The organism is Ekhidna sp. ABH4_415, from assembly GCF_056161305.1.
This window is the reverse complement of the sequence record NZ_JBSWYW010000004.1, coordinates 254,409-281,240: the sequence shown is the minus strand read 5'-3', so window position 1 is coordinate 281,240 and position 26,832 is coordinate 254,409. Positions and strand designations below refer to the sequence as shown.

The following is a 26,832-nucleotide window of genomic DNA, read 5'->3' as shown; positions in this document are numbered from 1 at the left end:
GTTACCCAGATGACTTCATGATTTTTTAAGTATTTGTTCACAATCCTCCAACAGCAACTCAGCTTTGCTTACTTCTATGTAGTTAGTATCCATCAATAGTCTAAGCCAATATTTAGTTTCTCTTGCCTCTTTATATGCAATACTCATCTTATATTTAAATCCTTTTTTGTATATCCACCATTCGCCTCTTCCACATTGGTACCAATCGATGTGCCACTTCTCAGTAATTGTTTAGAAAGAATAAATTCTTTGGCTTCTGAGGTTAATGTTTTGTAACACTCAATTATTTCGATAGCGAATGAGTAAGATTTATCAAGTATTATATTTTCTTTCTTTGACTCCATCGTAAATTATTAATTGATCATTGTTAATTGTTTCTAGGAATTTCAGAGGAGTGTGGGTCAGAGGTTGGATATTCAAGCAGCTTTTCAAGTCGTGCTTCCAGCTCAGGTGTAATCACATGTTCGATGGTGTCTGCATCTTCATGGACATGATCAGGTGCAATGCGCAAATATTTGGTCAGATAAAGCTCCCAAAGACGGTGAAGCCTGGTAATACGTTTCCCTTTTTCAAATCCCTCATTCGTGAGGTGCCAGGTACCATTGTCACGTTGCACATAGCCATTTACTCGTAGCTTACGCAATCCTTTGGCTAGCTGGGCAGGAGAGAAGTTTCTAATTAGTTGGATGTCGTCGATAGCTACATGGCTAAAGTGATCACCGCTGTTTTCACCAATGCGGTAAAAGGCTTTTAGAAGGTTTTCCTCCAAAAGCTGACGCTGAATAGAAAATCGTCTCCACTGCCTGATCACAATTCCTTTTCCTGGCGCAAAAAAGAAAGAAATGAGTGCGATTATCGAAAGTATCATCACCATCCATGGGCCTGTGGGCATAGAGGGTGCACTGTAAGAGATGTATGCACCGCTAATTCCAGAGAAGGCACCAAAAATGGAGGCCAGAAGGATCATTCTTGATAGCCTGTTGGTCCAGAATCTAGCTGCGGCAGCTGGCGTTATCAGCATGGCTGCCATTAAAACGACACCTACAGCCTGAATGCCCGTAACCACCGCCAGTACAGTAATAGAGGTTAGAATCGTTTCGAGTCGTTTGATGGGTAGTCCTATAACGCGCGCAAACTGAGGGTCAAAACTGATCAGCTTAAATTCTTTATAAAACAAGAAAACAGTAATCAGTACAATTACAGCAATCAGACTGAATGCCATCAAATCCTTTCCAACAAGAGCTGCGGCCTTTCCGAAAAGAAAGGTATCCAGACCACTTTGAGATGCATTTCCTGAGTGTTGAATGTAGGTCATCAATAAAATGCCGATACCAAAGAATACTGAAAGAGAAAGCCCGGTGGCTGCATCTTCTTTGATTTTGGTGTTTTGGGTAATTGCATCCATGACGAGGATGGATATCCACCCGGAGACGAATGCACCTATGATGAGATAAAAAGGATCTTTACTACCTGATGCGAGGAAGGAAACGCAGATCCCCGGTAAAACCGCATGAGAGATGACATCCCCAACCAGTGATTTCTTTTTGATAAAGGTGAAGCAGCCCACCACTGCTGAGCTAATGGAAAGCAATATGGTGCCAAACACCACGTATTTGATGTTTGGGTATTTGAAAGAAAAGAATTCGATCAAGGTCTCCATTATTGTTTTTCCCGTGCTTTGAATTCGCCTTTTTGTACCAATTCTCCAACCTCAGTAAGCAATGTAAGCTTGCCGCCATAGGTCTCTTCCAGCAATTGAGGGGTGAATACATCATTAGTTGGGCCCGAAGCAACCAGTCGCAGATTTAGCAGAATGACCCATTCAAAATACGTTTCCACGGATTGCAAATCGTGATGAACAACAATAATGGTTTTTCCCTCTTTGGAGAGGTTTTGCAGAATTTTAAAGATGGCTTTCTCCGTGGCAGCATCCACACCGGCAAATGGCTCATCCAAAAAGTAGATGTCTGCGTTCTGGGTCAAAGCCCTTGCCAGAAATACCCGTTGCTGCTGTCCACCCGAAAGCTGTGATATCTGACGCTTGTAGAATTTATCCATTCCCACCATTTCCAATGCCTTCATAGCCGCATCTCTGTCTGCTTTCCTTGGATTTTTAAAAAGCCCCAGGCTGGCATACCTTCCCATAAGCACCACATCCAATACGGAAGCAGGGAAGTCCCAGTCTACTGACTCTCGCTGGGGGACGTAGCTCACTTTTTTTCGAACATCGTCCAACTGCCGATCAAACAGTTTGACATATCCAGAGTTCATATCAACCAAATCCATTATCGCTTTGATGAGCGTCGATTTTCCAGCACCATTTGGCCCTATGATTCCGCACAATGACCCACGAGGGACTGAGAGATCAATACCCCATAAAACAGGCTTTTTGTCGTAGCTGACTGTTAAGTCATGGATTTCTAATGCCGGGTTTTCTACCTGTTGTATCATTTCAGAGCGTTTACAATCGTTTCTACATTACTTCGGAACATTCCAATGTACGTTCCTTCTTCAGTACCAAGTTCACCCATAGCATCAGAGTAGAGGTAGCCACCGATCTTCACTTCATGACCTTTTTCCTTACACCCCTGTACCACCGCATTGATGGATTTTTCAGAAACACTGGTTTCCACGAAAATGGCTTTGATATCATTTTCTATTATTAGGTCAATGATTTCAGCGATATCCTTCAGGCCAAAATCTGCAACTGTTGAGATACCCTGTAGCGCTTCAACGCGAATACCATAAGCATCTCCGAAGTATACAAATGCATCATGTGCAGTCACGAGTATACGTTGGCTTTCAGGGATTTCGTTGATTTGCTCCCTCACATAGGCATCCAGACTGTCTAGTCTTGAGAAGTAGGATTGAGTATTTGCCTCATAGTATTTCTGGTTGGCAGAATCCAGTTTGATGAGTGCATGACTAATGGCCTTAACAGCATATCGCCATCGTTTCACATCGAACCAGATATGTGGATCGTAAGCATCTTGGTACCCAATGGCTGATTTCAGCATTTCTTTTGGGACAGATTCAGCTGCTGCAACCGTCGGTTTTTGTCTGCCAAGCTTTTTGAGGATTTCACTCATTTTACCTTCCAGTAAAATACCATTGTAGACAATCAGGTCCGCTTTATTAAATTTTGCCAGATCGCCCTGGGTAGCTTTATACAGATGCGGGTCCACTCCGGGCCCCATAATTGCTTCAGCGGTCACCTTATCCCCAGCGATATTGATCACAGCATCATAAAGCATACCCGTAGTTGCTGCCACATGAGGTTTACTGTTTTCAGCTGATTCATTTTTTTTAGAAGAGCAGCTGATGATGAAGAGTAGTATGCTTAGAAAAAGTATTTGTCTCATTTCTTCTCTGTTAAGGTGATCATTAAGTTTTCAGCTACTGCTTTTGAAATAAATTGCTTCGGACCTTCGTCGATGGTAACTGAAACTGAGCCATCGAAATCCATTCGATCAGCTACATGAATTCTGGACCCCAGTTTGATCCCCATTGAATCGAGGTGCTGAAGTAGGAGGGTGTCGTCGTTATTCACTGCTACCACTATTCCATTCGATCCTACTTTTACGTCAGAAATTGATGCGCGGACGGTCTCCTTCATAACCCCGTCTTCGTTAGGAATTGGGTCCCCGTGAGGGTCCATGGTTGGGTAGCCTAAAAACTTATCCAAACGTTTGATGAGGCTAGGTGATTTGATGTGTTCCAATTGCTCAGCGATCTCATGAACTTCGTCCCATTTAAAGCCCAACTTTTCAACTAAAAAGACTTCCCACAACCTGTGCTTTCGTACAATTGTTAATGCGACTTTTTTCCCTTTGGATAGGAGAGTAGCTCCTTTATATTTTTGATACCCAATCAGATTTTTTTGAGCCAATCGCTTGACCATGTCATTGGCTGAAGCGGGTGTGGTACTCATGCTCTCTGCCAGTGAATTGGTATTCACGTTTTCTTTTCCTTCGGCAGAAAGATGATAAATAGCCTTCAAGTAATTCTCCTCTGTAAAACTCAGCTCTGAAATCATGACTTCAAAGTTAATTTATTTTTAGATTAATCTAAAAAAATATTTAGAATTATTATTTATTAATATTATAATTAGCTGTATATCAGAATAGTTAATTATTATTAGTTAATCTATTTAATGATGCTAATATCTTGGACGATTCATACTCCCAGGTGGCATTCTTTGGGTATTCCTTTTTGAATAATCTATCAGAATTCCTGAGTTTTTTGAGCGTTTTTTCCATAGAAATATGATTGAAATCTACTGGAATTACACCGCCAAGGGATTCTCCAATAGTACTCCATGGAGTGTTTTGTTCCACTAAGTATGGAAGCCGATACCGGGAATATTCGTAAAGCTTAGTTGGGATTTTTTTACCGTTGATCCTGTTTGCTGTGTATCCTATTACACCAATCGAGGCATTCGAAATAGCTTGAACAATTTTAGGATGTGGGATCGGATCATATGAAATATGAATGATCAGATTCGGCAACTTTTTTGCTTCATTTTCTAGCATCTCTTTTAACTTCTGATTATGCACCTGACCAATGATTTTAAGAGTAGAATTTGGTTCAGTTTTCAGCAATTCTTTGTAAAAATTAATCGCTCTATCTATCCCTCCATAGTGGGAAATGGTACCCGAATAAAGTACCTGAATTTCCTTGTTTTCATTTCGCTTGATTGCGACTTCAAATGCTTTGTTTTCAATCACCTCGTTTTTACTTCTTACGAATGAAAGTTGCTTGCTGTAGCACTTCTCAGCAAGCCAATATTCTGAGATAAAAGATCTGCTTAACTTCTCTTTGAATCGAACTAGGTTTGCATAAATTTTTTTAAGTGTATTCGGGTTAATGCCGATAAAGTTCAGGTAATAATTTTCCTGTACGTCGTAAACAACTTTACAGCTGATAAGGAGTTTTGAGATGAAAGAGACGGTGATCAATTCATGTGTGGTAATGATGAGAATATCTGGTTTGATTCTCAGAATTTTGAACATGATTTTCAGTCGAAGGAACCATCTTTTTATCCATTGACTCCTGCGAATTGAATGAGGATTAAATTTTATGTTCTCATAACATGGTTCTTTTTTCGAGACATTTCCTATGATATTAACTTCATATTTATTTGTTTTCGCTATTGATTGAGAAAGCTTCCAGTAAGCGCGCACATCATCGATGGGTTTGAGGACCGAAGCAATCACAATCTTTTTCTTCATTTCACTGTAAATATTGATTATTAGATGGAATTAAAAAACCTCATAGAGGCGGCATGGCAAGATCGATCCCTTGTTAACAAGAAGGATGTATCTGTGGCGATTAAGACAGTCATCGAGGAGCTTGATAATGGAAAAAGACGAATCGCTGAGCCATCAGGTGATGATTGGGTAGTAAATGAGTGGCTAAAAAAATCCGTGATTTTATATTTCCCTCTGATGAAGATGCAGCTCATTGAAGTCGGTCCTTTCCAGTTTCATGACAAGATTAAGCTTAAATCAGGATATGATCAGCTGGGAGTACGTGTGGTGCCTCACGCAATCGCACGATATGGTGCATTCATACAAAAGAATACAGTATTGATGCCCAGCTATGTAAATATCGGTGCGTATGTAGATGAAGGAACAATGGTGGATACCTGGGCTACTGTGGGGAGCTGTGCTCAAATTGGAAAAAATGTCCATTTAAGTGGGGGTGTTGGTATTGGGGGTGTATTGGAACCAGTACAGGCTGCTCCGGTAATAATAGAGGATAATGCATTTATTGGATCAAGATGTATCGTGGTAGAAGGAGTTCGAATTGGTAAGGAGGCGGTACTTGGTGCAAATGTTGTTCTAACTGCCAGTTCTAAAATCATTGATGTGACCGGATCAGAACCGAAGGAATATAAAGGATATGTTCCTCCAAGATCGGTAGTTATTCCTGGTACAATACCTAAAAAGTTCCCTGCCGGAGAGTTTCAGGTCCCATGTGCACTGATCATCGGGCAAAGAAAAGAAAGCACCGATAAAAAGACCTCATTGAACGAAGCATTAAGAGAAAATAACGTTTCTGTTTAATCATGGCATTCATGTTGTAGCGATGGAAAGTGTACCAACGTTAAAAGTCATGAAACTAGCACTCTTATTATTGTTGGGGGCCTATAGTCAGGCTCAGCCAATCATGGAAAACAAACCTGTCAGCAAAGGAGAGGTTTTAAAATTCAAACTTTCATATGGATGGTTCACTATTGGAAGAGGAACTTTCAAAGTATCGGATGAATATGTCGTCCGCGATGGAACAGAATGTTTGAAAATTGATGTGGAGGGCCGAACGGCCGGCCTGGCTGGGGTTTTCTCTAAAGTGGATGATAAATGGGGAGCAATCATAGATAAGAATTCGTTTCTGCCTTATTATTCCTACAGAGATCTTTCAGAAGGAGATTATGACCTTCAGGAAGAAGTATTTTTCAATTATGATTCCATGAAAATCAGGTTTGAACAGTCATCCAAGAATGATAAACAACCCAGACCAACACGCTATTTTGATATTGAAGAAGGCAATGTTTTTGATATGATGGGAGGGTTGATGTATGCCAGAAGTATTGATTACAGAAAGTTGAAGAAGGGGGATACCGTGCGTATGGATGCTTTCTTTGATAAGAAATTCTATGATTTTGAAATGATCTACCATGGCATTGAGATGGTAGACACCAAAGTAGGGGATATCTATTGTCACAAGGTTGTTCCAATCATGGAAAAGAATAGCGTTTTTGTAGGAAAAGATGCGGTTAAATTCTGGGTATCAGCTGATGGCAACCGTTTACCCCTAAAAGTTTCGGCCAATATGAAGTTTGGAACGGCATATTGTGAACTTACCGGATATAAAAACGTAAAAAGCGGCATTGATTTTGATTAATCGGTCTACTTTTGCCGACTTTATACGATGATGATGAAAAACATAGTTTATACGCTTTTCCTTTTGTTAGCAGTAGCTTGTAATACCCAAGACTCTGTCAGTGGTGATGATTATTTTGATGAGGGAGAATATGCACAAGCAATTGAAGCGTACACCTCATACCTGGCGACTCATCCGGATCATGTAAAAAGCCTTTATAACAGGGGAAGATCTTACGAAGAAGTTGGAAAAACAGACGAAGCGATCAAGGACTTTGAAGCGATCATTGATCTGGACCCTAAGAATATCAATGCTTATTTGAGCCTTGCTAAAATTTCATACAACACGAAAGAGTACAGCAAAGTATTGGTCTATTCTGGTGCTGCAATTGACTTGAACGAAAATATGGCTCAGGCTCATTTTTTGGCTGGAAGAGCTGAACATCAGCTGGGTTACTTTGATCAGGCAATGGAATCATACAATAATGCCATTGCTATCAATCGTAATTTTGGAGAAGCATATCTCTATAGGGGCGCAGTAAAAGTTGGTAAGGAACAATTTCGCTCTGCATGTGAGGATTTTAGATTTGCCAAATCATTGGATGTGCCCGAAGCTGATAAGGCAATCAAAGACTATTGCAAATAATCAGTTTGTTATACAATAAAGCCGGTGATCAGATAGCAAATCACTGCTAATCCGCCGGTAAACAGTGCGTATGGCAATTGCGTACGTACATGATCGATGTGGTCACACCCTGATGCTACAGAGGCAATAAGTGTAGTGTCTGATATGGGTGAGCAATGATCTCCAAAGACACCACCACCTAGCACTGCGGCAATTACCAAATAAAGGTTTGCATCCACTGCAAAACTGAGTGGAACCCCAATGGAAATCATAATCGCAAATGTACCCCAGGAGGTCCCTGTAGCAAATGCGATAAAACTGCTTATAATAAAAATCAATGCTGGTGCTACCTCCGGTATCAACCAGGAAGATGTCACTCTGGAAACGTAAATACCCGTGCCAAGCTCATTACATAGATTGCCGATGGCAAAAGCCAACACCATGAGTATGGCCATCACCAGCATGTCGCTCATTCCCTTAAATGACTGATCAATAAATGTTTTTATAGTAAGCATCTTTTGGAAAGCATACATGAATGCAGCAGTCAAAAAACCTGTGAAACAGGCGTTAAGCACTGCTTCAGAACCAGATCCATTACCAATGCTATGCCATATTTTATCTGTAAGCCCACCTGTGACTGACGGATCCCAGCCTCCATAGATTAAGAAAAGTGGCATAGTAAGCACCATTGCTGCAATCGGTATAACCATGTTTAGGGGAGAAGATGTTTTACCCGCTGTAAGATCAGTTTCATTTGTTTCTTCTTTAGGTTGCTGTTCAGCTACTTTTTTCATTTCTCCGAATTCTTTCCCTGATAGCGATAACCAAAACACAAATGCTAAGGTGAGGATGGCATAGAAGTTAAAAGGGATGGAGTAAATCAGTGTTGTGAAAGGATCCACATTAGGAAATGCAACAAGCAGTCCCATTACGTACGCTCCCCACGCATTAAGCGGAAAAAGGACACAAGATGGAGCGGAACTGGAATCTGCCAGATAAGCCAGCTTTTCTCGTGGAATTTTGTGCTTATCGAATAAAGGCCTGAAAATCGTTCCAACTGTTAGGATGGAAATGTTTGACTCTACGAATATCAGAAACCCGGTGAGTGCAGAGGTGGCCTGTATTTTACCCTTGAAATTCTTCTTTCCAGATAATCGTTTTTGTACCCAGTTGATAAACCCATTGATGCCACCTGAGAACTTGATTAATTGTATTAATGCACCAATGATGAGCGTAAGAATAATCGTTCGTGTATTTCCCTTGCTTTGGAAAACATCTACAAAAGCGGTGATAGTGGATAGAAAACCCTCAAAAATATCACCTCCCTGGATGATCAGGTAACCTATGAATATCCCTAGTGAAAGAGAGAATACAACCTGTTTTGTTTTTATAGCAAGTCCAATTGCGAGTAGGGGTGGTACCAGCGACCAAAATCCGTAATCTGTCATTCCGTGATTTCTTTCTCGTTACTTCTCAATGGTTTTTAGTGATTCATCCTCTTGGCCTGACAAGGCTCGGTAAGGATAAGTTGTGAAGATATATCCTACTGCTCTATTGATAGCCTTTGAAACTTTTTTTTCTTTCTTCTCTTGTTTTAAGTCATAGCTCCCTTGCCAAACCAGTTTGTTATTAGAGTCAATCAGTTCAAGAAGTAGGATGGACTGGTAGATCGTTCGGGTGGTCACTGGAAAAGGTTGATAGAAGTAGGGGTTTACCTGATTGTTATTGATTTCCACTTGAGTGTTGGAGTTTACCTCATATCGCAGCGTCAGGTCAGGGGTTACATTGGAAGTTTGATAACCACGACGGGTCATTTGCTGATGGATATTTTCTTTGATAAGGTCAAAGATGGTAGTATTCTCCGGAGTTACATTTTTTGATTCGGACTTGGCTGAAACCAGTCTATAGGTTTCAAATTGACCAAATTTTGCTCTTTCATTCACATAGGAAACAATCTTGGGACTACAGCCAGTCACAACAAGATAAAGAAGTAAAAGCCACCTTTTCATAAGGAGGCTAATTTATGAATTTACCAGATCAATAATTGAGGAACAGCGAATTTGTCCTGGCGATATTTAACGTGTTTAGAATCTTACCTGAAACAGAAATAGTTTCCCGGCTGAATTCATAAAGTACCTCATAACGATCTTGATTAGGACTCTGAGTTGCTTTCGATTGATAGTCAACATAAGGGCCCGACTCATATATTTGAGCATCAGGATTGAACCATATAAGAAGCGTATCACTCATGATATTATGTTCTTATACACCTGGTTGAAATGTAAAAATATGAATAAATAATCTTGATTTAATTCAAATGAGGAATTTTTTAGGGGGGTTATTACGTGTACTCATCGAAATAATTGATACTTTTCATATCGATAGCATCATGTTTGGAGTGAAAAAGAGAAAAATCTAAAATGAGTAAAGTAGCGTATTTCTCCGCACTTGTTGTATTATGCTCAGGGACCATTTTCTCTCAGGTAACCCCTAAGATGGAGACCAACCTTGCAGGAGTCTTTCAGGGAAAAACACTTTTTATACAAAACCCATTCGATAGAAACGACAGATCGTTTTGCATAGACAGAATATTCATCAATGAACGTGAAGTAGATATCAATTATAATCTTAGTGCACTAAAAATAGACTTTAAGGGGTTTGATTTATATACCCCAGTGAAGATTCGGTTAGTTCATAAAGACTCTGTTTGTTCACCTACAATCATTAACCCTGAGGCAATTCTCTTCCATACAATTTTTCGATTTGTGGATGTTTCGCTCACTGATAGCGCCCTTGTGTGGAACACGAAAGGAGAGTCTGGAGTGGGTGAATTTGAAATAGAGAAACTAATGAATGGCGTCTGGGTGGATCAGGAAATTAGAGAAGCACTTGGCCGATATGAGGGCGCTCAATACTCGTATTATCCTAATTTGGATGAAGGAGCAAACAAATATCGAATCAAATACAACTTTCCTGCAGGTCGCAGAAATGATTATTTGTATTCGAGAGAGGTTGAATATGATCACTACCCGGAACCTGTTGAGTTTCAACCAAAATCAGCCAAAACCAGGCTATTCCTCTCCCGAGTCACTCATTATGAAATATATAATGACGGGCAAAAACTAGTCCTGGAAGGACAGGGCAAAGAAATTGATGTCACTGTTCTTCGTCGGGGACGATACGTCATCTATTTCAATGGTAGAGATCCGGGTACCTTTATTAAAGAATAGCTCTAGAAGAAGTTCACTCCAAAGAATCTTCCAAGGAAAGTGAAAATGAATACCAGTGTCAATAGAACAGGGCAGAGATAACTCACTGCAAAATCAATATACTTTTCTTTCCAGGTACCTTCTAATTTGGGGTTCCCCTGTCTAAGTTCCTCGATTAGATTGTGTTTTTTCCAAACATATGCTGCAAAAATGGTGATTAACACTCCACCTAGCGGTAACAAAGTGTCTGATCCTACATGCTCGACAAATGTCATGAAGCTTGCTGGGGCCGATGCTCCTATATAAGTAATGAAGTTGGTAAATAAGTCTGAGTACCCATTTGAAATCAAAGATGGTACTCCCAGTAAGAATATCAAGGTTGCAATTAACCATACAGAAGTTTTTCTGTTGGCCTTAAATTCATCCACCACGTAGGTTACAGGAACTTCAAGCAGTGATACGGTTGAAGTAAGTGCTGCAAAAGATAAAAGAAGAAAAAATAGCGAACCCACAACCATTCCGAGTGTTGAGCCTAATGATTCAAAAACGCCAGGAAGCGTAACGAAGATTAGCCCTGGTCCACCGGTGAATCCCTCCATTGTTCCATCTGTTAGATAGGCTACAAAAGGAAACATCATCAAACCGGCTAAAAAAGCTATCCCCACATCTGTAAGGGTAATGTATGCTGCTGATGAAACAATGTTGTCGTTTTTAGATATATAACTGCCGTAAGTGATCAAAGCACCCATGCCCAATGAAAGGGAGAAGAAGGCCTGGCCTAGCGCATTGTAAATAACCTCTGGAGTGACCTCACTAAATTCAGGAATCAAGTAGTAAGAGATGCCTTTCATCGCATTGGGTAGCGAAGAGGCGTAGAAAGTCAGTAAAAGGATCATGATGACCAGAGAAGGCATTAGAAACTTAGCTGCCTTTTCAATTCCTCCGGAAATACCCTTTGACACGATAAAGGCTGTGACACCCATAAATACAAGCCCATAAAGGCCCACATTGATCACATCATTGGTGAATTGAGAGAAATTCTCTCCAATCCCGAAGTTTCCTCTTATCATCTCCAGGAAGTATCCAAATGCCCAGCCAGCTACTACATTGTAGAATGAAAGGATCAGGACACCACTCAAAATTCCCATTAGACCAAGGAACTTCCAGTTTTTAAACCCTAATGCTGCGTAAGCTCCAACAGGATTTTTTTGCGTCTTCCTACCAATCGCAATTTCAGTAACCATTACAGGAAAGCATAGAATGAACGCGAATGCCAAATAAATGAGGACAAATGCGGCACCACCACCATCAGCAACCTCGAAAGGAAATTTCCAAATATTACCCAGACCCACAGCTGACCCAGCTGCTGCTAAGATGAAACCAAGTTTGCTGGAAAAGTTTCCGCGCGTGCTCATATATTGACTTTTAGGGGTTAATTAAAGCGCCAAATATAGCAAAAGGTAAATACCCACAAAGGGCAATTTTAAAGTCGGTTAAATCACGTCCTCCTCGTCCACCTCAATTTCATAAGGGTAGTTGAAGAGGTGGTTGGCTTTGATAGCCTCAGCCACTCTGTTTGGCACCATTTCTTCCCAGCCTTTTTCATCATTTTCGATCATATCCAATACCTGATCTGAGATGATGTGGAGGTTTTCCGTTTTAGCATCAGGAATGCTGAGGATTTTATGATTTTCAATGAAGTAATAGAACAGGCTCTGAAGGTGTCGCTCCGGTTCAAAATCATTTCCGGTCTTGATATCTCCGGTTTTGGAATCAATGATAGGGTAGACGAAGAGCTTTACGTTGCTACCGAAAAGTCTGGCAAAGGATTCCAGTATTCCGCCATCCAGGTTTTTGTAGTACTTCTCATCAAAGATCTGCGTCAGGTTGTTCATACCGATGATGATACCTAAAGTTTTGTCTTTGATAAACTGTGATAAGTATCCTGCCAGCTTGTAGTGCTCCTGATAGTTTGAGATCATTACATTTTGTCCCAGTGAACAAAGCAAGTCCACTCTATCCAGATAATCCTGCTCATCCAGTTCTCCAGCAAGCGTTAGGTCTTTGAGCGTTATCTCTACCACAGACACAATATCTTTTGCATGACCAAGCTCTTTCTTGAAAGCTCGCATGCCTGTTATCATCATGTCTACATTTACGTGAGTCACCGGGCGGAATCTACCACGAAGAACAATGGCATTTTTTCTATAGATAATGTCAGATGGAAGGATGACATTTTTGTCTGGACCAAACATCGCTACTTCAGTCAATCCATTTTTGACGAGCTTTAATGTCATGAGGCGATTATCCACATGATGAAAGTCCGGTCCGGAAATACTGAACATGTCAATTTCCAAACGATCCTTTCTAACATTATCCACAAGTGAATCAATGATCTCCTCAGGAGTATTAAAAGTGTAGCAAGAGTGGATCAGGTTTACGCCCACAATACCAAGCACTTGCTGCTGCCATTCTGCGTCACGGTCTTTTAGTGTGACGTGAATGATGCATTCATTGGGTTTGGTTCCGGAGTGCTTTTGAAATCGGATGCCCAGCCATCCATGGCCAACGTTGCTTCGATTGTAGTTGATTGTTTCAACGGTATTAGCAAATGCAAAGAATGTACTTTTCTTGGCTCTTTGAGTCAAACGCTGATCAAGTAGCGAGTACTCTCGATCGAGCATTCGAAGCAATTTTTCCTTGGAAACATATCTATCACATTTTCCATAAATCGCATCACTAAAGGTCATGTCATAGGCAGACATGGTTTTGGCGATGGTACCTGATGCAGCACCAGCTTTGAAAAAATATGCAGCTACTTCCTGACCGCCCCCAATTTCGGCTACAGTTCCATAAATCCTTGTGTCTAGATTTAGCTGTAAAGCTTTTTCTTTCGTGGTTAACTTCTTATCAAACTCTTCCATCATTCCGGGGTGCTGTTGCCTTTGACACAAAGCTATTTTGAAATGTGTCTAAAACAAACCTGTAAACAAAAAAACCGACCAACGGCCGGTTTTCTTAGTTACGTAATTGAGTCTTCTTAGTTATATAAAGAATAAGGGTATTTATTATCCTTAATCATTACATCCGCAACAGCATGTCTCAGCACTTTGGTATTGATCGGATCCATCTTTGTAAATCGTTTCATTCCCATGAGCATTACGCGAAGCTCATCACCTTCTGCAAAGCACGCTACAGTTTCATCACCTGAGTTTTTGATCTTAGTAACTGCTTCGTGTAGGTAAAGCCTGGCCATGTTTTGGTATAATGTACTTCCCTCTTCACCATATTTCTCCATAAGCTTCTCTGTTCTTAGCAGGGTAGACTCAGCCACGTAAACCTCGATCAGCATGTCAGCAAGACCCATTAATACTTCCTGCTCCTGATCCAGCTTCGGCCCAAATTTTTCTGCAGCTTTACCAGCCGCCATCAATACCGCTTTCTTCAAATTCTTAACTACTTCCTTCTCTTTGGCCAATGGAACCGAAAGGTCAGGTGTTTCAAATGAAGGAACACCGGTCAATTCTTTGCCTACTTCCATGGCAGGTCCAAGTAGGTCTATCTCACCTTTCATGGCTTTTTTCAGCATCATTCCCACAATCAACATGCGGTTGATTTCATTGGTGCCTTCATAAATACGTGTAATTCTGGCGTCTCGGTAAGCTCTGGCCATAGGCGCTTCTTCTGAGAATCCCATACCACCATATACCTGAACACCTTCGTCTACACAATAATCCAGAACTTCTGAACCGTGAATTTTGATCATGGCACATTCAATAGCATATTGTTCCACACCTTTAAGTTTAGCTTCTGTTGGAGAGAGTCCGTCCGATTCCAATTTCGCTATTAAGTCTTCAATATTCTGTCCAGCACGATAAGAAGCGGATTCTGTAGCATAAGTTTTGGTTGCCATTTTTGCCAACTTTTGCTTTATGGCTCCAAAGCTGGAAATGGATACACCAAACTGCTTTCTTTCATTGGCATATTGCGTGGATTTGGTAGCTACATCTTTGCAGCCATTTATACATCCTGCTCCTAATTTTATACGTCCAACATTGAGAACATTAACAGCTATTTTGAAACCGTTTTCCCTTTCTGAAAGCAAATTCTCAACAGGTACTTTTAGGTCATTGAAAAAAACCTGGCGAGTCGAAGACCCTTTGATGCCTAATTTTTTCTCCTCATCATTCATGGTAATGCCATCCCATGTTCTTTCAGCGATGAAAGCAGATAATTTTTTATCGTCATCGATTTTAGCGAAGATGATAAGCAGATCAGCGAACCCAGCGTTCGAGATCCACATTTTCTGTCCGTTGATCACATAGTGCTTACCATCATCAGAAAGCACTGCTTTTGTTTTACCTGAATTAGCATCTGATCCTGCATCCGGCTCTGTTAGACAATAGCAAGCTTTCCACTCGCCAGAAGCCAATTTCGGTAGATATTTCTTTTTTTGATCTTCCGTGCCGTAGTATAGAATGGGAAGTGTACCAATTCCTGTATGAGCGCCATATGCTGTAGAGAATGATCCTGCAGATGCCATCATGTCGGCAATTAACATACCCGTATTGAAGCTCATGCCCAATCCACCGTAATCTTCCGGGATGGTAACTCCTAATAATCCAAGCTCACCGGCTTTATCCATCAAAGAAGGCATAAGTCCTTCTTCCATGTTTTCAATTCTTTCTGTATTGGGATTGATCTCTTTGTCTATGAAATCCAATGTGGCTGCTGCCATCATTTTTTGTTCTTCGGAAAACTCCTCTGGAATAAAGACATCCTGTGCTTGTGTCTCTTTGATAAGGAATTCACCACCTTTTAATGCGGTTTTTTCTACTGCTGCTTCCATTTTATTCTAATATCTATTTTCATTGTTGAGTTAAAATACTCTGCATGCATAACAAATATAAATAATTTACTCTGCATGCATAACATTTTTATCAAAATATTTGCGGTCTGCTTTTGCTAATATTGCCTTTCTGAAACGAGATTACAATTCAACTTCATTATTTGACAATTGAGTAATAATAAATTGATGTTGGGATGGGTGAGTGGCAGCTTTGAAGAAAAAAGAAAAATGAAAAAACTATTCTTGATCTCCGTATTTTTTTTAGGATCCCTTTCAGCTTTTTCTCAGGAACAGTGCGAACTGATTGTGAAAGTTGAAAACATCAAAGAAGTAAAAGGCTCACTGAAGGTAGCCATCTACAATCATGAAGATCATTTTTTATCCAAAGAGGTGATGAGTGATGGTAGACCCATCGATGCTCATTCGATGGAGTTTTCATTTAAGGGATTAGGTCAGGGAGTATATGCTGTCTCTATTTACCAGGACGAAAATGATAATGGTGAATTGGACGCTAATTTCATGGGGATCCCTTCTGAACCCTATGCCTTTTCCAACAATGCCAGAGGTATGTTTGGTCCACCATCTTTCCAAGACTGTCAATTTGAAGTAAAAGTAGGAGCTCAGGAAATAGTCATATCACTGTGAGAGCATACTGGAAGAAACACTGGAAAAAGCATCTTGTAGGAGCTATTTTGATCTTTCCTTTTGGAGGTGCTATGAATATGGTTGTTTTCTGTAACAACTGTTTGGAAGAGCCTTTCCTTTTTTCGTTCAACTTTTGGCTTAGTTTTTCATACAGTGGATTAGCCTGGGCTTTTTTCTGGAAAGGCAGTGAACTGCTGGTTGATTTTTGGGATTTTTACATTCCGTGGGTCAAAGCACCTATCAAACGATTTTTGGCTAGCCTTATTTCTATCGTAATATTGGTTTACCTAATAGTCTGGGGCCTTGATCTGTTTTTCGATCTGATTGTTTTAGGAAAAACATGGACAGAGACAATTGTAGAAACGGGGGCTCCTTATTGGGATACTTTATGGATTACTTTAGGAATCAACGTTTTTATGCATGGCAGAGGATTCCTGATTGCATGGCGTCAGGCTGCCATCGATAATGAGCGACTGAAAACAGAGCAGGTAGCCTCCCAATACAATAGTTTAAAGAATCAGGTTAACCCCCATTTCCTTTTCAATTCTCTAAATGTACTTAGTTCGCTGGTCTATGACGATCAAGATAAGGCAGTTGAATTCATTCGAAAACTATCTCAGGTGTACCGATATGTACTGGAAAGCAAAGATGAAGAGGTTGTGCCTGTTCAAGAGGAAATGGAATTCGTAAGGAATTTTGCTTTTCTTCAGAAAATCCGATTTGGTGAAAACCTTCGGATGGAAATAGATGATGTGAAAAGTAGCAGATATGTCCCTCCGTTAGCGATTCAGGTTCTGGTTGAAAATGCGATTAAACACAATGTAGTTAGTGAAAAAGATCCTCTTACAGTAAAGGTTGATTTTGAAGAAGAAACCTGTACGATTTGGAATAATCTCAAAGAGAAGAAAGTCAAAGATTCTACCGGAATCGGGCTGAACAATCTAGTTGAACGGTATCAATACCTGACGGATAAGAAAGTAGAAGTAAACAAAGGTGAGGATTATTTCGAAGTGAAATTACCTTTATTAACACTTGATAAATGAGATATATAATTATCGAAGATGAGCAACTGGCAGCCAAAAGGCTGAGGTCATTGATAGAGAGCATTCGGCCTGACTATGAGTTTGTAGCCAAGTTTGACTCTGTGGAGTCTGCCTCGATTTCATTGCCTGCGTTGAGTTATGACCTTTTATTCATGGATATTCAGCTAGCAGATGGGTTGTCATTTGATATTTTCGACCAGATTCAAATTCAGAAGCCCATCATCTTTACCACGGCCTATGATGAATTCGCTCTTAAAGCTTTCAAAACCAATAGTGTTGATTACCTGCTAAAACCCATTGCAGATGAGGAACTTGCTAATGCTATTAAGAAGTTCGAACAAAATTTTGATAAGCAGAAACCTGCTCCTGTTGCTGATACAGATCTGGAGAAGCTGATGAAAGCACTTCAACCCAGTGGAAAAGAACGGTTTGTGGTGAAGGTAGGGGAGCACCTGAAAACTGTAGAAACCCCGTACGTTCAGTTGATTTACAGTCAAGACAAGGGGACCTATCTTTTTACCAATGCGGGCAAACGATTCTTAGTTGATTATACTCTGGACAAAGTGGAGGAACTGGTCAATACAGACCAGTTTTTTAGGATATCCCGAAAATTTATTGTGAATATCAACTACATCAAAGATATCATCGCATTCACCAATTCCAGACTGGAAATCATGATTGATCATTTTGATGAAGATCAAATCATAGTGGCCAGGGAACGTGTTGGTGACTTCAAATCCTGGCTCGACAGATAAATATGGCCATTGGTCAAATTATTTCCGTAATTCCAACGTTTGTTACTTAACTTTGGAATAATACCATAATTATATTATATGTCAGTAACAACTATGAGTCAAAGAGTTGTAAGATTTAAAAACAATTTACACGAGGAGTTTAACAAAACCCTTAACCAGAGGGTGAATCACTATTTCAAAAACTCTAAATATGGCAGGTATGCCAATATGGAAATGGTAACCAAGACCATATTCATGTTTTTACTTTATTTCGTACCGTATTTCTTATTCTTACTTGGTTTCGTTCAAAGTGTCTGGGTGTATTACCTGATGATGTTTTTAATGGGATTAGGAAAGGCAGGAATTGGACTATCTGTTATGCATGATGCCAATCATGGTGCATATTCAAGAAAGAAATGGGTGAATAATCTGGTAGGTTATTCTTTAAATATCGTAGGTGGAAATGCTACAAATTGGAAAATTCAGCACAATGTGAAACACCACACATACACCAATGTCACTGGAATGGATGAAGACATTGCTCCAAAAGGGGGAATTCTTCGATTTGACCCAAATACTCCAATAAAGAAGCATCATAAGTGGCAACATATTTACGCATGGTTCCTGTATGGACTCATGACAATGAGCTGGATTATTGTAAAAGATATTGTTCAGCTTGCTCAGTACACCAGGGACGGAATGCTAAAAAAGCAAACTAAGAGTATTTCCAGAGCATGGGTTTGGTTGGTTATTACCAAGGTGTTTTACTATACGTACATCCTTGCTTTACCAATACTATTAACTTCCATTGCCTGGTATCACATTGTTTTAGGGTTCTTCCTAATGCACTATGTTGCCGGTTTCACCCTGGCAATCATTTTCCAGCCTGCACATGTAATGGAGGATCATACGTTCGAAAATGTAGAAAATACAGATGTAGTAGAGGAGAATTGGGCCGTACATCAATTGAAAACGACTTGTAATTTCGCACAGAAGAATTGGGCATTATCATGGTTTGTTGGCGGGCTCAACTATCAAATTGAGCATCATCTTTTCCCTAATATTTGTCATGTGCATTACAGAAAAATAGCAAAGATCGTCAGGAAGACGGCAGAGGAATACAACGTGCCATATCGATCTTACCCTACCTTCATGTCAGCATTGGTTTCCCACGGAAAAATGCTTTACTCGCTGGGTCGGTAAACAATGAAAGAACTTTTGAATGAAATTGGGAGCTGCACGGTGTGTAGCTCCTTTTTTGTTCATAGTCCCAGGCCTGTTGTTAAAGCGTCCAGATCAGCGAAGTTGCTAATCATTGGGCAGGCACCTGGCAGGAGGGTACATGAATCCGGAATCCCGTGGGACGATGCAAGCGGAAAAAATCTACGAGACTGGCTGGGGCTTTCAGATGATGTCTTTTATGATGAAGAACGGGTAGCACTGGTTCCAATGGGGTTTTGCTATCCCGGGTCCGGAAAGTCGGGTGATCTGCCTCCCAGACCGGAATGTGCACCTTTGTGGCATGAGAGACTATTACAAGCCTGTGAATCTGTTCAGCTTACGCTATTGATTGGTCAGTATGCACAGAAATATTATTTAAAGAGAAATGTAAAATCCAACCTCACAGAAACAGTAAAGTCATACACCGACTATCTTCCTCATTATTTCCCACTACCTCATCCATCTCCCAGAAATCGTATTTGGATGAAGAAAAACTCATGGTTCGAAAGCGACCTGATGCCTGAACTTAAGAGGAGAGTACGTAAAATCATATAGGAAAAATTACCATAAAATGGGTATTGATTTTTGTGATCGAAGCACGGAGATTAGCATATCTAATTTCAATGAATATGAACGTATCAATAATATCTACATACGGAAGGATGGAAAACAGAAAAGCAACTGGTCTTACAAAGATCAGAAAAACCCTGCTTGAGCTTGCGGAGAACCATTTAAACTCACCGGAAACGAGCCATTTGATCTCCCGAGAGGGAGTTGAAAAACTGAAAAGAAAACTCGCATCATAATAAAAAAAAGGCCCGAATTTCAGGCCTTTGTTATTTACTGAGGGTAGGATGCACTTTGCATAATCTCCTTAATTTGATCTGTATGACGCTTAGTGTGCCCGGATAAAAACAAGACACCCTGATAAGAATCGATGAGACCGAATGGAAATTGCATGTAGTAGTTTCTAAGGTTGAGATCAGTAGACTTTACGAACTTCATGGTCGATTTCCTTCGCTGCTTGAATGTTTTCAAAGTGGCTGTAAAATCTCCAAAACTGTTTGTAGGCTCAAACTCCTTTCTGGTTTTTACCTTTTGTTCACGGCTAGTGATCAGACCAAGTAATTGATCATCATCCATTGCTACTTCAGATCTTTTAGATGGATTAGGATCAGTTTGAAGACTATTTTGGATCATTCCCATCAAGTTTTGCTCGGAAATTGCAATATGTTCCAGGCATTCAGCGATTGACCATTGGCCATCACCAGGTCTGTAACTAACCTGCTCATCACTTAATCCTTTCACCAGTTCTGAGAGCTCGTCATTTGTTTGCTTTAGATGACTCAATGCTCTTTTTCTCTCCTGATCTGAAATGGCCTGAGCGCACACAGTAAAGAGGAGTAGTGTAAATACTGAAATAGATAATACTTTTTTCATAGTTGTAGTTGTTTTTAATACCAGATCTATGACGAAAAAAGAATGACATTATGGACAGCCTTAATTAATTATTGCTGACTGACTAGAAATCCTATGGAAAAATTGGAATCGGAATCAAATATGTATGAAAAGGTAGGTTCGAGATAAAGCGCATTATAAATAACATTCGCAGCTTTTAGCTTTTCATTATCAATGGGGTATTCACTTGGAGGATCAAGAATAAAGTACCGTTTATCACTTCCTTCAACTTCTTCCTTAACGAACTCAAAGATCATTCCTCCTAACATAAAACACAGATTTCTGTTTTTTTCTGGCACTTGTAATAATGCATCTCTGACTTCTCTGAAAACAGTGGTATCCTGAACTTCGCTCAGAAAATATTTAGATCCATGAATTTCTATACTTAATGTGTCATCTTGCTCCACCCAAGCCAATTTCGTGTTGCCTGATCCGATATCCACTATAAACGATTCATTAATGAATTCCTTAGGAATAGTAGCAAGTAACGCATATCGAGCTTCATCTGCAGCATCGATGCTTTTTATTTTAAGAGAGGCGTCTGCCAATTGGCTATTCAAAGATGAAATGTCTTCAGACTTAACAACGCTGGAGCTTGCGATTAAATGAATATTTTGAGGTTTAACCCCATAGTTCAAAATTTCATTTTTGAACTCCTTGATATTGTCAATGATCTCTGCGTTGGTATTGACTCCATATATAAAATTACTTCGTCTAAACGAAGATCTTTCTAATTGCCAGCACCTATCATCATCAATTTCAATGACGAAGTAATTTAGACCAAGGGATCCAAGCTCAATAACGGCTTTCAGTTCTCCATTTTCTGGTATCCGAGGTTGATAATCAAAGGAATGCCTTTGAAGTACAGGTTGCTCTTTGGGTGGTCTGGGTTTCGTCTCTTCTTTCGAAGATTTTTTCACACCACAAGAGATCAGAAGGATCAAAAAGATGAAACAAACTTTTATGAATAGCTTCATTTTTTAGTTGGGTTAAGCTAACTCTCGTAAATCTACAGGAACTACTTTAGAAACTCCCTGTTCCTGCATAGTTACACCGTAAATAACATCAGTGCTTGCCATTGTTCGTTTATTATGAGTAACAATTATAAATTGTGACTCCTTAGAAAACTTTCGGATGATCTCATTGAATTTGTCAATGTTGGCATCATCCAATGGTGCATCTACCTCATCAAAGATACAAAATGGTGCAGGTTTTAGTAAATAGATTGAAAAGAGAAGTGAGGTTGCTGTAAGCGTTTTTTCTCCTCCAGAAAGCTGATTGATAGTTAGCGGACGTTTGCCTTTTGGTTTCGCAATGATGTCGATGGAGCTGTCTAATGGCGAGTCAGGGTCTGTTAATGTGAGATCGCAATCATCTTCTTCAGTGAAGAGCGTTCTAAAGACCTTAATGAAATTGTCCTTGATCTGATGGAAAGCTTCCATGAATGTTTCTTTGGCTACTTCATCGATCTCACTGATTGTTTTTAAAAGTGTCTCTTTGGCGTTAATCAGATCCTCTTTTTGCTCAATGATGAAGGTGTGACGCTCCTGGATCTCCTCAAACGCCTCCATTGCCATCGGGTTGATTGGCCCCATATTGTCCAACCTGTTTCTTAGCTTATCTACTTTGTTTCTAAGATCTTCTTCTGTGAATTTTTTATAGTCTGTGATATCCTCATCCTTGATTTTCTCCAAATCAATATTAAACTCAACAGATAGCCGATCCTTGACGGAGTTAAGTCCCATCTTGGCATCATTGAGCTTGTTTTGCCATTCCATAAGTGCATGATCGATTCCTTCACGCTTTCTCTGGGTTTCTCTGAGATTTTTTTCCTCCTCATCAATGATGCTGCGAGCTTCGTAGTATTCCTTTTCTGCTTCGTTTACGCCTGTCTCTAATGCTTCTTTTTCATCATACATCGATACAAGCTCGTCATCACTGGCTGTACTCTTTTTTACAAGCTCATTCAGATTGGCTGTTGCACTTTCCAACTCTTCACGGTTCTTTTCTATTCTTTCCAGTGAAGCTTCATAAGATTCCTCTTTGAATGAAATCTCCTGCAGAATGCTGTTTAGTTTGTTTTGTCGCTGATGGAATATTACATTTTCCTCATTAAACGCAGAGGATTTCAAGTCTAACGCTTCCTGAAGAGTTAATGCTTCTTCTTTTTTAGCTTCAACACTCTTTTCAAGTTCCTCAAGTTCCTGCTGTTCTTTCTCTGCCTGTGGTCTCAGGGCTTCCAGCGATTTCTCCAGGTCTACAATTTGCTGCTGGATATCCTCTCTTCGATTCTTATTAGAGGTTAGTAATTCGAGAAACTGTTCCTGCTTGGTTTGGACAGATACCTCTACCTCTTTGATCTGTGCAAGCTCTTCTTTTACTTCCTCCAGTTGCGAAGCTTTGGAAGACTGTCGTAGTTCATCGAGTATGGCCTGCTGCTTGGTAACAGCGCCTTCAACCTCCGTTTGCTTTTTTCTGAGGTCTTTGATTTCAACTTCAAGCTTCTCGAGGTTTTTAGCTCTACCAATACGTTTTCCTTCAAACAGGCCGATTGATCCTCCTGAGATACTGAATCGGCGGAAGGTGACCTTACCCTCTTTGTCAAGAAGCACTACATTGTCATTTCCAGGATGTTTAGGATTGGAAGTGATGTACACGTTCCATAGAAGATGTTTGATAAGGTTCTCGTACTTCTTATCAAAATCGATCAGTTCTAATGCTGATTTACTTCCTGTAGGAGCTTCTACTTTTTCCGAGGTGTACTCAGCCAGGTTTTCCAGAATGAAAAAATTGGCTTTTCCTTGTGTTGACTCACTAAGTAAGTTAACAGCCTTCAATGCATCATCCCTGGTCTCTACGATGTAATAGTTCATGAAAGGCTCAAGGAAGTTTTCAATTGCCACTCGATATTCCTCCGGACAACTCAATACATCGGAGAGGAGAGGGGCATCTTTCCATTGTGGATTCTTTTTCAGAAACTTTATTGCCTCTGGGAAACCTTCCAGATTATCCACCAGAGACTTTGTCAGACTAAATTCGTTTTGTCTGGCATCAAGCGTACGGTTGATTTTAGTGAGTTCTTCCTTGTGCTTAGCAATCTTTTCTTCAGTGTCAGCGATCTGCTCTTTCAGTGTTTCTTCACTCAGCTTCAGTTCATCATAAACTTTCTGCTTAGTGCTTTTCTCCTGCACAATTTCATTCAGCCGATTCTTGAATTCTTCGATATTGGCACTTTTCTCACTGGTATCTTCACTGGTTTTGCTGAGCTCACTCATCATGGACTTCAACTGAATGTCCTTGATTTCGATTTCCTTGTTTATCTGAAACTGTCGATCCTTCTTTTCAGAATAATAAGTGTTTAATGAATTGAGCTTTTCCTGTGCTTCAGTGGTAAGGGTCTTTTGAGATTCATACTCACTTTTCAGGCTCTCTACCCTGGATAGGATAGCCGTCACATCTTTTTCTACTTCTCGCGCCTCATTTCTCAATCCCTCCAGAGATACAGCAGCACGTTCACTGCTTTGCTTATCATGACTGATTTGTTCTTTAAGCGTCTCTATTTTGTCATTTAAGAACTTCTGACGCTCATTCTTAATTTTTTTGTCGCTTTCATATTGACGGATCTTACTCACATGTTCGTTGAGTGTTTTCTGTCTTGAGGAAAGCAATTTTTCTTTATTAATCAGGTCAGCCTTTGCTTTTTCAATGGCAGCTTCTTTTTCATTTACCAGGGAATTTAGTGCAAGCTTCTTGTCATTCTCCTCCTGAATGGATTGCTGAATGCTGTCAAAGTGCTCTTGCTGATTGTTCATTGCCTTTTTAGCCAATGCAATGCTTGAGTTTTTATACTCATCTTTTAGCTCATAGTACTTTTTTGCCTGAGTTGCCTGCCGCTCCAAAGACTTGAGATTCTTTTCAATCTCGAAAAGCAAGTCCTCCACACGTTCCAGATCTGCATCTGTATCACTCAGCTTTTTAAGCGTTTCTTTCTTTCTGATCTTGAACTTGGAAATGCCGGCAGCTTCTTCAAAAAGTGCTCTACGGGAGTTATCCTTATCATTTAGGATATCATCGACCATTTTAAGTTCGATGATCGCATAGCTATTGGAGGCTATTCCTGTGTCCAAAAAGAGGTTGGTAATGTCCTTTAGTCTGCATGTCACTCCATTAAGCAAATACTCACTTTCGCCTGACCGATAATATCGTCGAGTAATTGTAACCTGCGAGTACTCAGTAGGAATAAGGTTTTTGGTATTGTTGAAAGTAAGAGAGACCTCTGCAAGCTGTGTTGGTTTTCGTGCTTTTGTGCCATTGAAAATTACATTCTCCATCTTATCTGATCGAAGCACACGCGACTTTTGCTCGCCAAGAACCCACCTGATAGAATCAACCACGTTGGACTTACCACAACCATTAGGTCCCACAATACCTGTGATTCCATCATCAAAATTGATAACCACCCGGTCAGCAAAACTCTTAAAACCCTTTATCTCTAACTTGGTTAACTGCATGTAATAATCAATAGGCTAAAAAGGTGAAGCGGACAAAAATATAAGATTCAACTGCAAGTAGTGGAAAGGAATGTTAAATTGTTTGTGTGATTTATCCACCATTTTTCCCCAGTTTCGTATTATCATCCTATAGATGAATTATTCATGTAATTATTTGAAAGTTTAATCGAATGATAGGAGGGAAATTAAAATCTTAGTTGCATTATTGTAACATCTGAAAAGCAAATCAGCTATTAACTTAACTTTTTGATAAAAGTCACTTATTTTTATTTGACCAGACAGCAAGGAAAAGCAAAATATGGAGAAACCGACCATTCTGTATGTAGATGATGATCAGTTTAACATCACCCTGTTCGAATTTAACTTTAAAAATGAGTTTGAAATTCTAAATGCTACTTCTGGTTCAGAGGCGCTTCAGTTGATAAAGCAGCACGATGAAATCAAGGCTATAGTGAGCGATGTTAGAATGCCTGAAATGGACGGTATCGAATTTATCGGTAAGGTAAAGGAAACAAAATCTGATTTACCTTGCTTCTTACTTACAGGATATGGGGGAGCGCAGGAGGTGGTTGATGCCATCGATCAGAACCTGATCGTAGGATATTTTAGTAAGCCTTTCGACAAGGAAAATATTATTACAACGCTCAAGTCTACCATCAACGATTAACTGTAGCTTTTAAGCTCCAATTCTCCATACTTTCTCTAACTTAGCTTCATGGACGATTTTAGTTTTTGGTGGTATATCATAGCAGCAGTTATATATTTTCTTACCAGGGGTAAGAAGAAAAAGGAGCAGCCAAACTCACGTCCGGGTTCAGAAAACAGACCACCTCAAAATCAACCCAAATCATTTGAAGATCTATTAAGAGAAATTACCGAAGGGAGGCAGGAAGAAGAACCAACCATCGAGCAAGAGCCTGTTTTGGTTCAGGAGAAGAAGAATGAAAGGCAGGAAATGGAGGACACTGCTCGTTTGGAGGGTGAGCGAAGAGCGTTTGCAGATGATGAAAGTAAACGTGTGTACGAAGAATCCATCAAGATGGCAGAAGGTGCTGACCTGGAGTTTAATCCGGATGAGCATTACCGACAGCCAAGACTGTTTAAAGGAGGATCTGCTGCAGAGGAAGAGGAATGGACGATAGCTGATGAAATACGAGACGGGCTCAATTCTTCAGAGGCAAAAAAAGCGATCATCTATAGCGAAATACTTAATCGAAAGTATTAGTCTTTCTTCAATTCAAAAGCATAGGGAAGTAAGTCATCTGACTGATGGGTGTTTGATTCTTCTCCTTCACAGAAACTTTTAACTTCCGGATTTCCAAATTCATGAATGACCTGGCGACATGCCCCACAAGGAGGGGTTGGTTTAGGAGTTGGGGTGTAAACCACTAGCTTCTCGATTTCTATTGTTCCTTCTGCTATGATTGCATTAGCGATTGCATTTCTTTCTGCACATACGGTAAGGCCATAAGAGGCATTTTCCACGTTGCACCCAGTGTAGACATTGCCAGATTTGGTGAGAAGGGCTGAGCCTACTTTGAAGTTGCTGTATGGTGCATATGCCTTAGAGGCTGCCTCGATAGCCTTTTCTTTGAGTTCATGTTCAGACATACGTCAATGTTAATGAAATCTTAATTAATATGTTCAATTTAT

Annotated in this window: 27 protein-coding genes and 1 pseudogene; 12 read left to right on the top strand and 16 right to left on the bottom strand. The window is 40.1% G+C overall.

What is annotated here, in order from left to right; genetic code table 11:
- Positions 1-15: 15 nt before the first annotated feature.
- The 6 genes and pseudogenes from ACXAH9_RS08585 to ACXAH9_RS08560 all read right to left on the bottom strand — a co-directional run bounded on the left by ACXAH9_RS08585 (position 16) and on the right by ACXAH9_RS08560 (position 5,231).
- A pseudogene (locus ACXAH9_RS08585) lies at positions 16-344 on the bottom strand (four helix bundle protein).
- Positions 345-367: 23 nt separating this feature from the next.
- Positions 368-1,660 carry a metal ABC transporter permease gene (locus ACXAH9_RS08580; RefSeq protein WP_474894451.1) on the bottom strand — a complete coding sequence of 431 codons (1,293 nt, stop codon included), beginning with the start codon at positions 1,658-1,660 and terminating at the stop codon, positions 368-370.
- A complete protein-coding gene (locus tag ACXAH9_RS08575) occupies positions 1,660-2,451 on the bottom strand; it encodes a metal ABC transporter ATP-binding protein (RefSeq protein WP_474894450.1) in 792 nt (263 codons plus the stop codon). The genes ACXAH9_RS08580 and ACXAH9_RS08575 overlap by 1 nt, the downstream gene beginning before the upstream one ends.
- Positions 2,448-3,362: a metal ABC transporter solute-binding protein, Zn/Mn family gene (locus tag ACXAH9_RS08570; RefSeq protein ID WP_474894449.1), complete on the bottom strand. Its 915-nt coding sequence runs from the start codon at positions 3,360-3,362 to the stop codon at positions 2,448-2,450. Before ACXAH9_RS08570 ends, ACXAH9_RS08575 begins: the two co-directional genes overlap by 4 nt.
- A complete protein-coding gene (locus tag ACXAH9_RS08565) occupies positions 3,359-4,036 on the bottom strand; it encodes a metal-dependent transcriptional regulator (protein ID WP_349567275.1) in 678 nt (225 codons plus the stop codon). The genes ACXAH9_RS08570 and ACXAH9_RS08565 overlap by 4 nt, the downstream gene beginning before the upstream one ends.
- Positions 4,037-4,127: 91 nt before the next feature.
- Positions 4,128-5,231, bottom strand: a complete 1,104-nt coding sequence (locus ACXAH9_RS08560; RefSeq protein WP_474894448.1) for a glycosyltransferase — start codon at positions 5,229-5,231, stop codon at positions 4,128-4,130.
- A gap of 24 nt (positions 5,232-5,255) precedes the next feature.
- Here ACXAH9_RS08560 and ACXAH9_RS08555 point away from each other — a divergent pair, with 24 nt between their 5' ends.
- Genes ACXAH9_RS08555 through ACXAH9_RS08545 form a run of 3 tightly spaced genes read left to right on the top strand, consistent with a single transcriptional unit; the run spans position 5,256 to position 7,530 of the window.
- Entirely contained in the window at positions 5,256-6,068 is an 813-nt protein-coding gene (locus ACXAH9_RS08555; RefSeq protein WP_474894447.1) for a 2,3,4,5-tetrahydropyridine-2,6-dicarboxylate N-succinyltransferase, read from the top strand.
- 49 nt (positions 6,069-6,117) lie between these two features.
- A complete protein-coding gene (locus ACXAH9_RS08550) occupies positions 6,118-6,906 on the top strand; it encodes a DUF3108 domain-containing protein (protein WP_474894446.1) in 789 nt (262 codons plus the stop codon).
- Between the two features lie 33 nt (positions 6,907-6,939).
- Positions 6,940-7,530, top strand: a complete 591-nt coding sequence (locus ACXAH9_RS08545) for a tetratricopeptide repeat protein (RefSeq protein ID WP_474894445.1) — start codon at positions 6,940-6,942, stop codon at positions 7,528-7,530.
- A gap of 8 nt (positions 7,531-7,538) precedes the next feature.
- On the opposite strand, the gene ACXAH9_RS08540 is transcribed toward ACXAH9_RS08545, so the two are convergent.
- From ACXAH9_RS08540 to ACXAH9_RS08530, 3 genes are read right to left on the bottom strand one after another with little or no spacing between them, the layout of a single operon-like run.
- Positions 7,539-8,957: a Na+/H+ antiporter NhaC family protein gene (locus tag ACXAH9_RS08540; RefSeq protein ID WP_474894444.1), complete on the bottom strand. Its 1,419-nt coding sequence runs from the start codon at positions 8,955-8,957 to the stop codon at positions 7,539-7,541.
- A gap of 18 nt (positions 8,958-8,975) precedes the next feature.
- Positions 8,976-9,518: a DUF4136 domain-containing protein gene (locus ACXAH9_RS08535; protein WP_474894443.1), complete on the bottom strand. Its 543-nt coding sequence runs from the start codon at positions 9,516-9,518 to the stop codon at positions 8,976-8,978.
- A gap of 28 nt (positions 9,519-9,546) precedes the next feature.
- A complete protein-coding gene (locus ACXAH9_RS08530) occupies positions 9,547-9,759 on the bottom strand; it encodes a hypothetical protein (RefSeq protein WP_474894442.1) in 213 nt (70 codons plus the stop codon).
- Between the two features lie 170 nt (positions 9,760-9,929).
- Between ACXAH9_RS08530 and ACXAH9_RS08525 the strand changes: the two genes are divergently transcribed.
- Positions 9,930-10,739: a hypothetical protein gene (locus tag ACXAH9_RS08525; protein WP_474894441.1), complete on the top strand. Its 810-nt coding sequence runs from the start codon at positions 9,930-9,932 to the stop codon at positions 10,737-10,739.
- A gap of 2 nt (positions 10,740-10,741) precedes the next feature.
- On the opposite strand, the gene ACXAH9_RS08520 is transcribed toward ACXAH9_RS08525, so the two are convergent.
- From ACXAH9_RS08520 to ACXAH9_RS08510, 3 genes are all read right to left on the bottom strand, one after another.
- Positions 10,742-12,133, bottom strand: coding sequence for a sodium-dependent transporter (locus ACXAH9_RS08520; RefSeq protein ID WP_474894440.1), 1,392 nt, complete (start codon positions 12,131-12,133; stop codon positions 10,742-10,744).
- A 78-nt stretch (positions 12,134-12,211) separates the two neighbouring features.
- The gene (locus ACXAH9_RS08515) at positions 12,212-13,645 is read right to left on the bottom strand and encodes a TonB-dependent receptor (RefSeq protein ID WP_474894439.1); all 1,434 of its coding nucleotides are present in this window, start codon (positions 13,643-13,645) and stop codon (positions 12,212-12,214) included.
- Between the two features lie 113 nt (positions 13,646-13,758).
- Complete coding sequence (locus ACXAH9_RS08510; RefSeq protein WP_474894438.1) at positions 13,759-15,567, bottom strand: acyl-CoA dehydrogenase family protein; 1,809 nt, start codon at positions 15,565-15,567, stop codon at positions 13,759-13,761.
- A gap of 228 nt (positions 15,568-15,795) precedes the next feature.
- On the opposite strand from ACXAH9_RS08510, the gene ACXAH9_RS08505 reads away from it, so the two are divergent.
- The 6 genes from ACXAH9_RS08505 (at position 15,796) to ACXAH9_RS08480 (ending at position 19,925) form a co-directional block, all read left to right on the top strand.
- Positions 15,796-16,212: a DUF2141 domain-containing protein gene (locus ACXAH9_RS08505; RefSeq protein ID WP_474894437.1), complete on the top strand. Its 417-nt coding sequence runs from the start codon at positions 15,796-15,798 to the stop codon at positions 16,210-16,212.
- On the top strand, positions 16,209-17,255 hold the full coding sequence (locus ACXAH9_RS08500; RefSeq protein ID WP_474894436.1) for a sensor histidine kinase: 1,047 nt from the start codon (positions 16,209-16,211) through the stop codon (positions 17,253-17,255). The genes ACXAH9_RS08505 and ACXAH9_RS08500 overlap by 4 nt, the downstream gene beginning before the upstream one ends.
- A complete protein-coding gene (locus tag ACXAH9_RS08495; RefSeq protein ID WP_474894435.1) occupies positions 17,252-18,010 on the top strand; it encodes a LytR/AlgR family response regulator transcription factor in 759 nt (252 codons plus the stop codon). Before ACXAH9_RS08500 ends, ACXAH9_RS08495 begins: the two co-directional genes overlap by 4 nt.
- Positions 18,011-18,088: 78 nt before the next feature.
- On the top strand, positions 18,089-19,192 hold the full coding sequence (locus tag ACXAH9_RS08490) for a fatty acid desaturase family protein (RefSeq protein WP_474894434.1): 1,104 nt from the start codon (positions 18,089-18,091) through the stop codon (positions 19,190-19,192).
- Between the two features lie 3 nt (positions 19,193-19,195).
- Positions 19,196-19,765 carry a uracil-DNA glycosylase family protein gene (locus ACXAH9_RS08485; RefSeq protein WP_474894433.1) on the top strand — a complete coding sequence of 190 codons (570 nt, stop codon included), beginning with the start codon at positions 19,196-19,198 and terminating at the stop codon, positions 19,763-19,765.
- 16 nt (positions 19,766-19,781) lie between these two features.
- Complete coding sequence (locus ACXAH9_RS08480; protein WP_474894432.1) at positions 19,782-19,925, top strand: hypothetical protein; 144 nt, start codon at positions 19,782-19,784, stop codon at positions 19,923-19,925.
- Between the two features lie 125 nt (positions 19,926-20,050).
- Here the strand turns inward: ACXAH9_RS08480 and ACXAH9_RS08475 are convergent, their stop codons facing one another.
- The 3 genes from ACXAH9_RS08475 to smc all read right to left on the bottom strand — a co-directional run bounded on the left by ACXAH9_RS08475 (position 20,051) and on the right by smc (position 25,179).
- Entirely contained in the window at positions 20,051-20,650 is a 600-nt protein-coding gene (locus ACXAH9_RS08475) for a DinB family protein (RefSeq protein WP_474894431.1), read from the bottom strand.
- Positions 20,651-20,718: 68 nt separating this feature from the next.
- Positions 20,719-21,645, bottom strand: coding sequence for a hypothetical protein (locus tag ACXAH9_RS08470; RefSeq protein WP_474894430.1), 927 nt, complete (start codon positions 21,643-21,645; stop codon positions 20,719-20,721).
- A 12-nt stretch (positions 21,646-21,657) separates the two neighbouring features.
- Positions 21,658-25,179 carry a chromosome segregation protein SMC gene (smc, locus tag ACXAH9_RS08465; RefSeq protein WP_474894429.1) on the bottom strand — a complete coding sequence of 1,174 codons (3,522 nt, stop codon included), beginning with the start codon at positions 25,177-25,179 and terminating at the stop codon, positions 21,658-21,660.
- Between the two features lie 298 nt (positions 25,180-25,477).
- On the opposite strand from smc, the gene ACXAH9_RS08460 reads away from it, so the two are divergent.
- Together ACXAH9_RS08460 and ACXAH9_RS08455 are read left to right on the top strand one after the other, a co-directional pair.
- Positions 25,478-25,846, top strand: coding sequence for a response regulator (locus ACXAH9_RS08460; protein ID WP_474894428.1), 369 nt, complete (start codon positions 25,478-25,480; stop codon positions 25,844-25,846).
- Positions 25,847-25,894: 48 nt separating this feature from the next.
- Positions 25,895-26,404, top strand: a complete 510-nt coding sequence (locus ACXAH9_RS08455; protein WP_474894427.1) for a hypothetical protein — start codon at positions 25,895-25,897, stop codon at positions 26,402-26,404.
- Here ACXAH9_RS08455 and ACXAH9_RS08450 read toward each other — a convergent pair.
- Positions 26,401-26,790: a cytidine deaminase gene (locus ACXAH9_RS08450; RefSeq protein WP_474894426.1), complete on the bottom strand. Its 390-nt coding sequence runs from the start codon at positions 26,788-26,790 to the stop codon at positions 26,401-26,403. The two genes, ACXAH9_RS08455 and ACXAH9_RS08450, sit on opposite strands and share 4 nt — an antisense overlap.
- Positions 26,791-26,832 lie beyond the last annotated feature (42 nt).

Coding starts and splice junctions, on each gene's coding strand:
- ACXAH9_RS08580 (WP_474894451.1), bottom strand. CDS start 1,660: ATGGAGACCTTGATCGAATTCTTTTCTTTCAAATACCCAAACATCAAA.
- ACXAH9_RS08575 (WP_474894450.1), bottom strand. CDS start 2,451: ATGATACAACAGGTAGAAAACCCGGCATTAGAAATCCATGACTTAACA.
- ACXAH9_RS08570 (WP_474894449.1), bottom strand. CDS start 3,362: ATGAGACAAATACTTTTTCTAAGCATACTACTCTTCATCATCAGCTGC.
- ACXAH9_RS08565 (WP_349567275.1), bottom strand. CDS start 4,036: ATGATTTCAGAGCTGAGTTTTACAGAGGAGAATTACTTGAAGGCTATT.
- ACXAH9_RS08560 (WP_474894448.1), bottom strand. CDS start 5,231: ATGAAGAAAAAGATTGTGATTGCTTCGGTCCTCAAACCCATCGATGAT.
- ACXAH9_RS08555 (WP_474894447.1), top strand. CDS start 5,256: ATGGAATTAAAAAACCTCATAGAGGCGGCATGGCAAGATCGATCCCTT.
- ACXAH9_RS08550 (WP_474894446.1), top strand. CDS start 6,118: ATGAAACTAGCACTCTTATTATTGTTGGGGGCCTATAGTCAGGCTCAG.
- ACXAH9_RS08545 (WP_474894445.1), top strand. CDS start 6,940: ATGAAAAACATAGTTTATACGCTTTTCCTTTTGTTAGCAGTAGCTTGT.
- ACXAH9_RS08540 (WP_474894444.1), bottom strand. CDS start 8,957: ATGACAGATTACGGATTTTGGTCGCTGGTACCACCCCTACTCGCAATT.
- ACXAH9_RS08535 (WP_474894443.1), bottom strand. CDS start 9,518: ATGAAAAGGTGGCTTTTACTTCTTTATCTTGTTGTGACTGGCTGTAGT.
- ACXAH9_RS08530 (WP_474894442.1), bottom strand. CDS start 9,759: ATGAGTGATACGCTTCTTATATGGTTCAATCCTGATGCTCAAATATAT.
- ACXAH9_RS08525 (WP_474894441.1), top strand. CDS start 9,930: ATGAGTAAAGTAGCGTATTTCTCCGCACTTGTTGTATTATGCTCAGGG.
- ACXAH9_RS08520 (WP_474894440.1), bottom strand. CDS start 12,133: ATGAGCACGCGCGGAAACTTTTCCAGCAAACTTGGTTTCATCTTAGCA.
- ACXAH9_RS08515 (WP_474894439.1), bottom strand. CDS start 13,645: ATGATGGAAGAGTTTGATAAGAAGTTAACCACGAAAGAAAAAGCTTTA.
- ACXAH9_RS08510 (WP_474894438.1), bottom strand. CDS start 15,567: ATGGAAGCAGCAGTAGAAAAAACCGCATTAAAAGGTGGTGAATTCCTT.
- ACXAH9_RS08505 (WP_474894437.1), top strand. CDS start 15,796: ATGAAAAAACTATTCTTGATCTCCGTATTTTTTTTAGGATCCCTTTCA.
- ACXAH9_RS08495 (WP_474894435.1), top strand. CDS start 17,252: ATGAGATATATAATTATCGAAGATGAGCAACTGGCAGCCAAAAGGCTG.
- ACXAH9_RS08490 (WP_474894434.1), top strand. CDS start 18,089: ATGTCAGTAACAACTATGAGTCAAAGAGTTGTAAGATTTAAAAACAAT.
- ACXAH9_RS08485 (WP_474894433.1), top strand. CDS start 19,196: ATGAAAGAACTTTTGAATGAAATTGGGAGCTGCACGGTGTGTAGCTCC.
- ACXAH9_RS08480 (WP_474894432.1), top strand. CDS start 19,782: ATGGGTATTGATTTTTGTGATCGAAGCACGGAGATTAGCATATCTAAT.
- ACXAH9_RS08475 (WP_474894431.1), bottom strand. CDS start 20,650: ATGAAAAAAGTATTATCTATTTCAGTATTTACACTACTCCTCTTTACT.
- ACXAH9_RS08470 (WP_474894430.1), bottom strand. CDS start 21,645: ATGAAGCTATTCATAAAAGTTTGTTTCATCTTTTTGATCCTTCTGATC.
- smc (WP_474894429.1), bottom strand. CDS start 25,179: ATGCAGTTAACCAAGTTAGAGATAAAGGGTTTTAAGAGTTTTGCTGAC.
- ACXAH9_RS08460 (WP_474894428.1), top strand. CDS start 25,478: ATGGAGAAACCGACCATTCTGTATGTAGATGATGATCAGTTTAACATC.
- ACXAH9_RS08455 (WP_474894427.1), top strand. CDS start 25,895: ATGGACGATTTTAGTTTTTGGTGGTATATCATAGCAGCAGTTATATAT.
- ACXAH9_RS08450 (WP_474894426.1), bottom strand. CDS start 26,790: ATGTCTGAACATGAACTCAAAGAAAAGGCTATCGAGGCAGCCTCTAAG.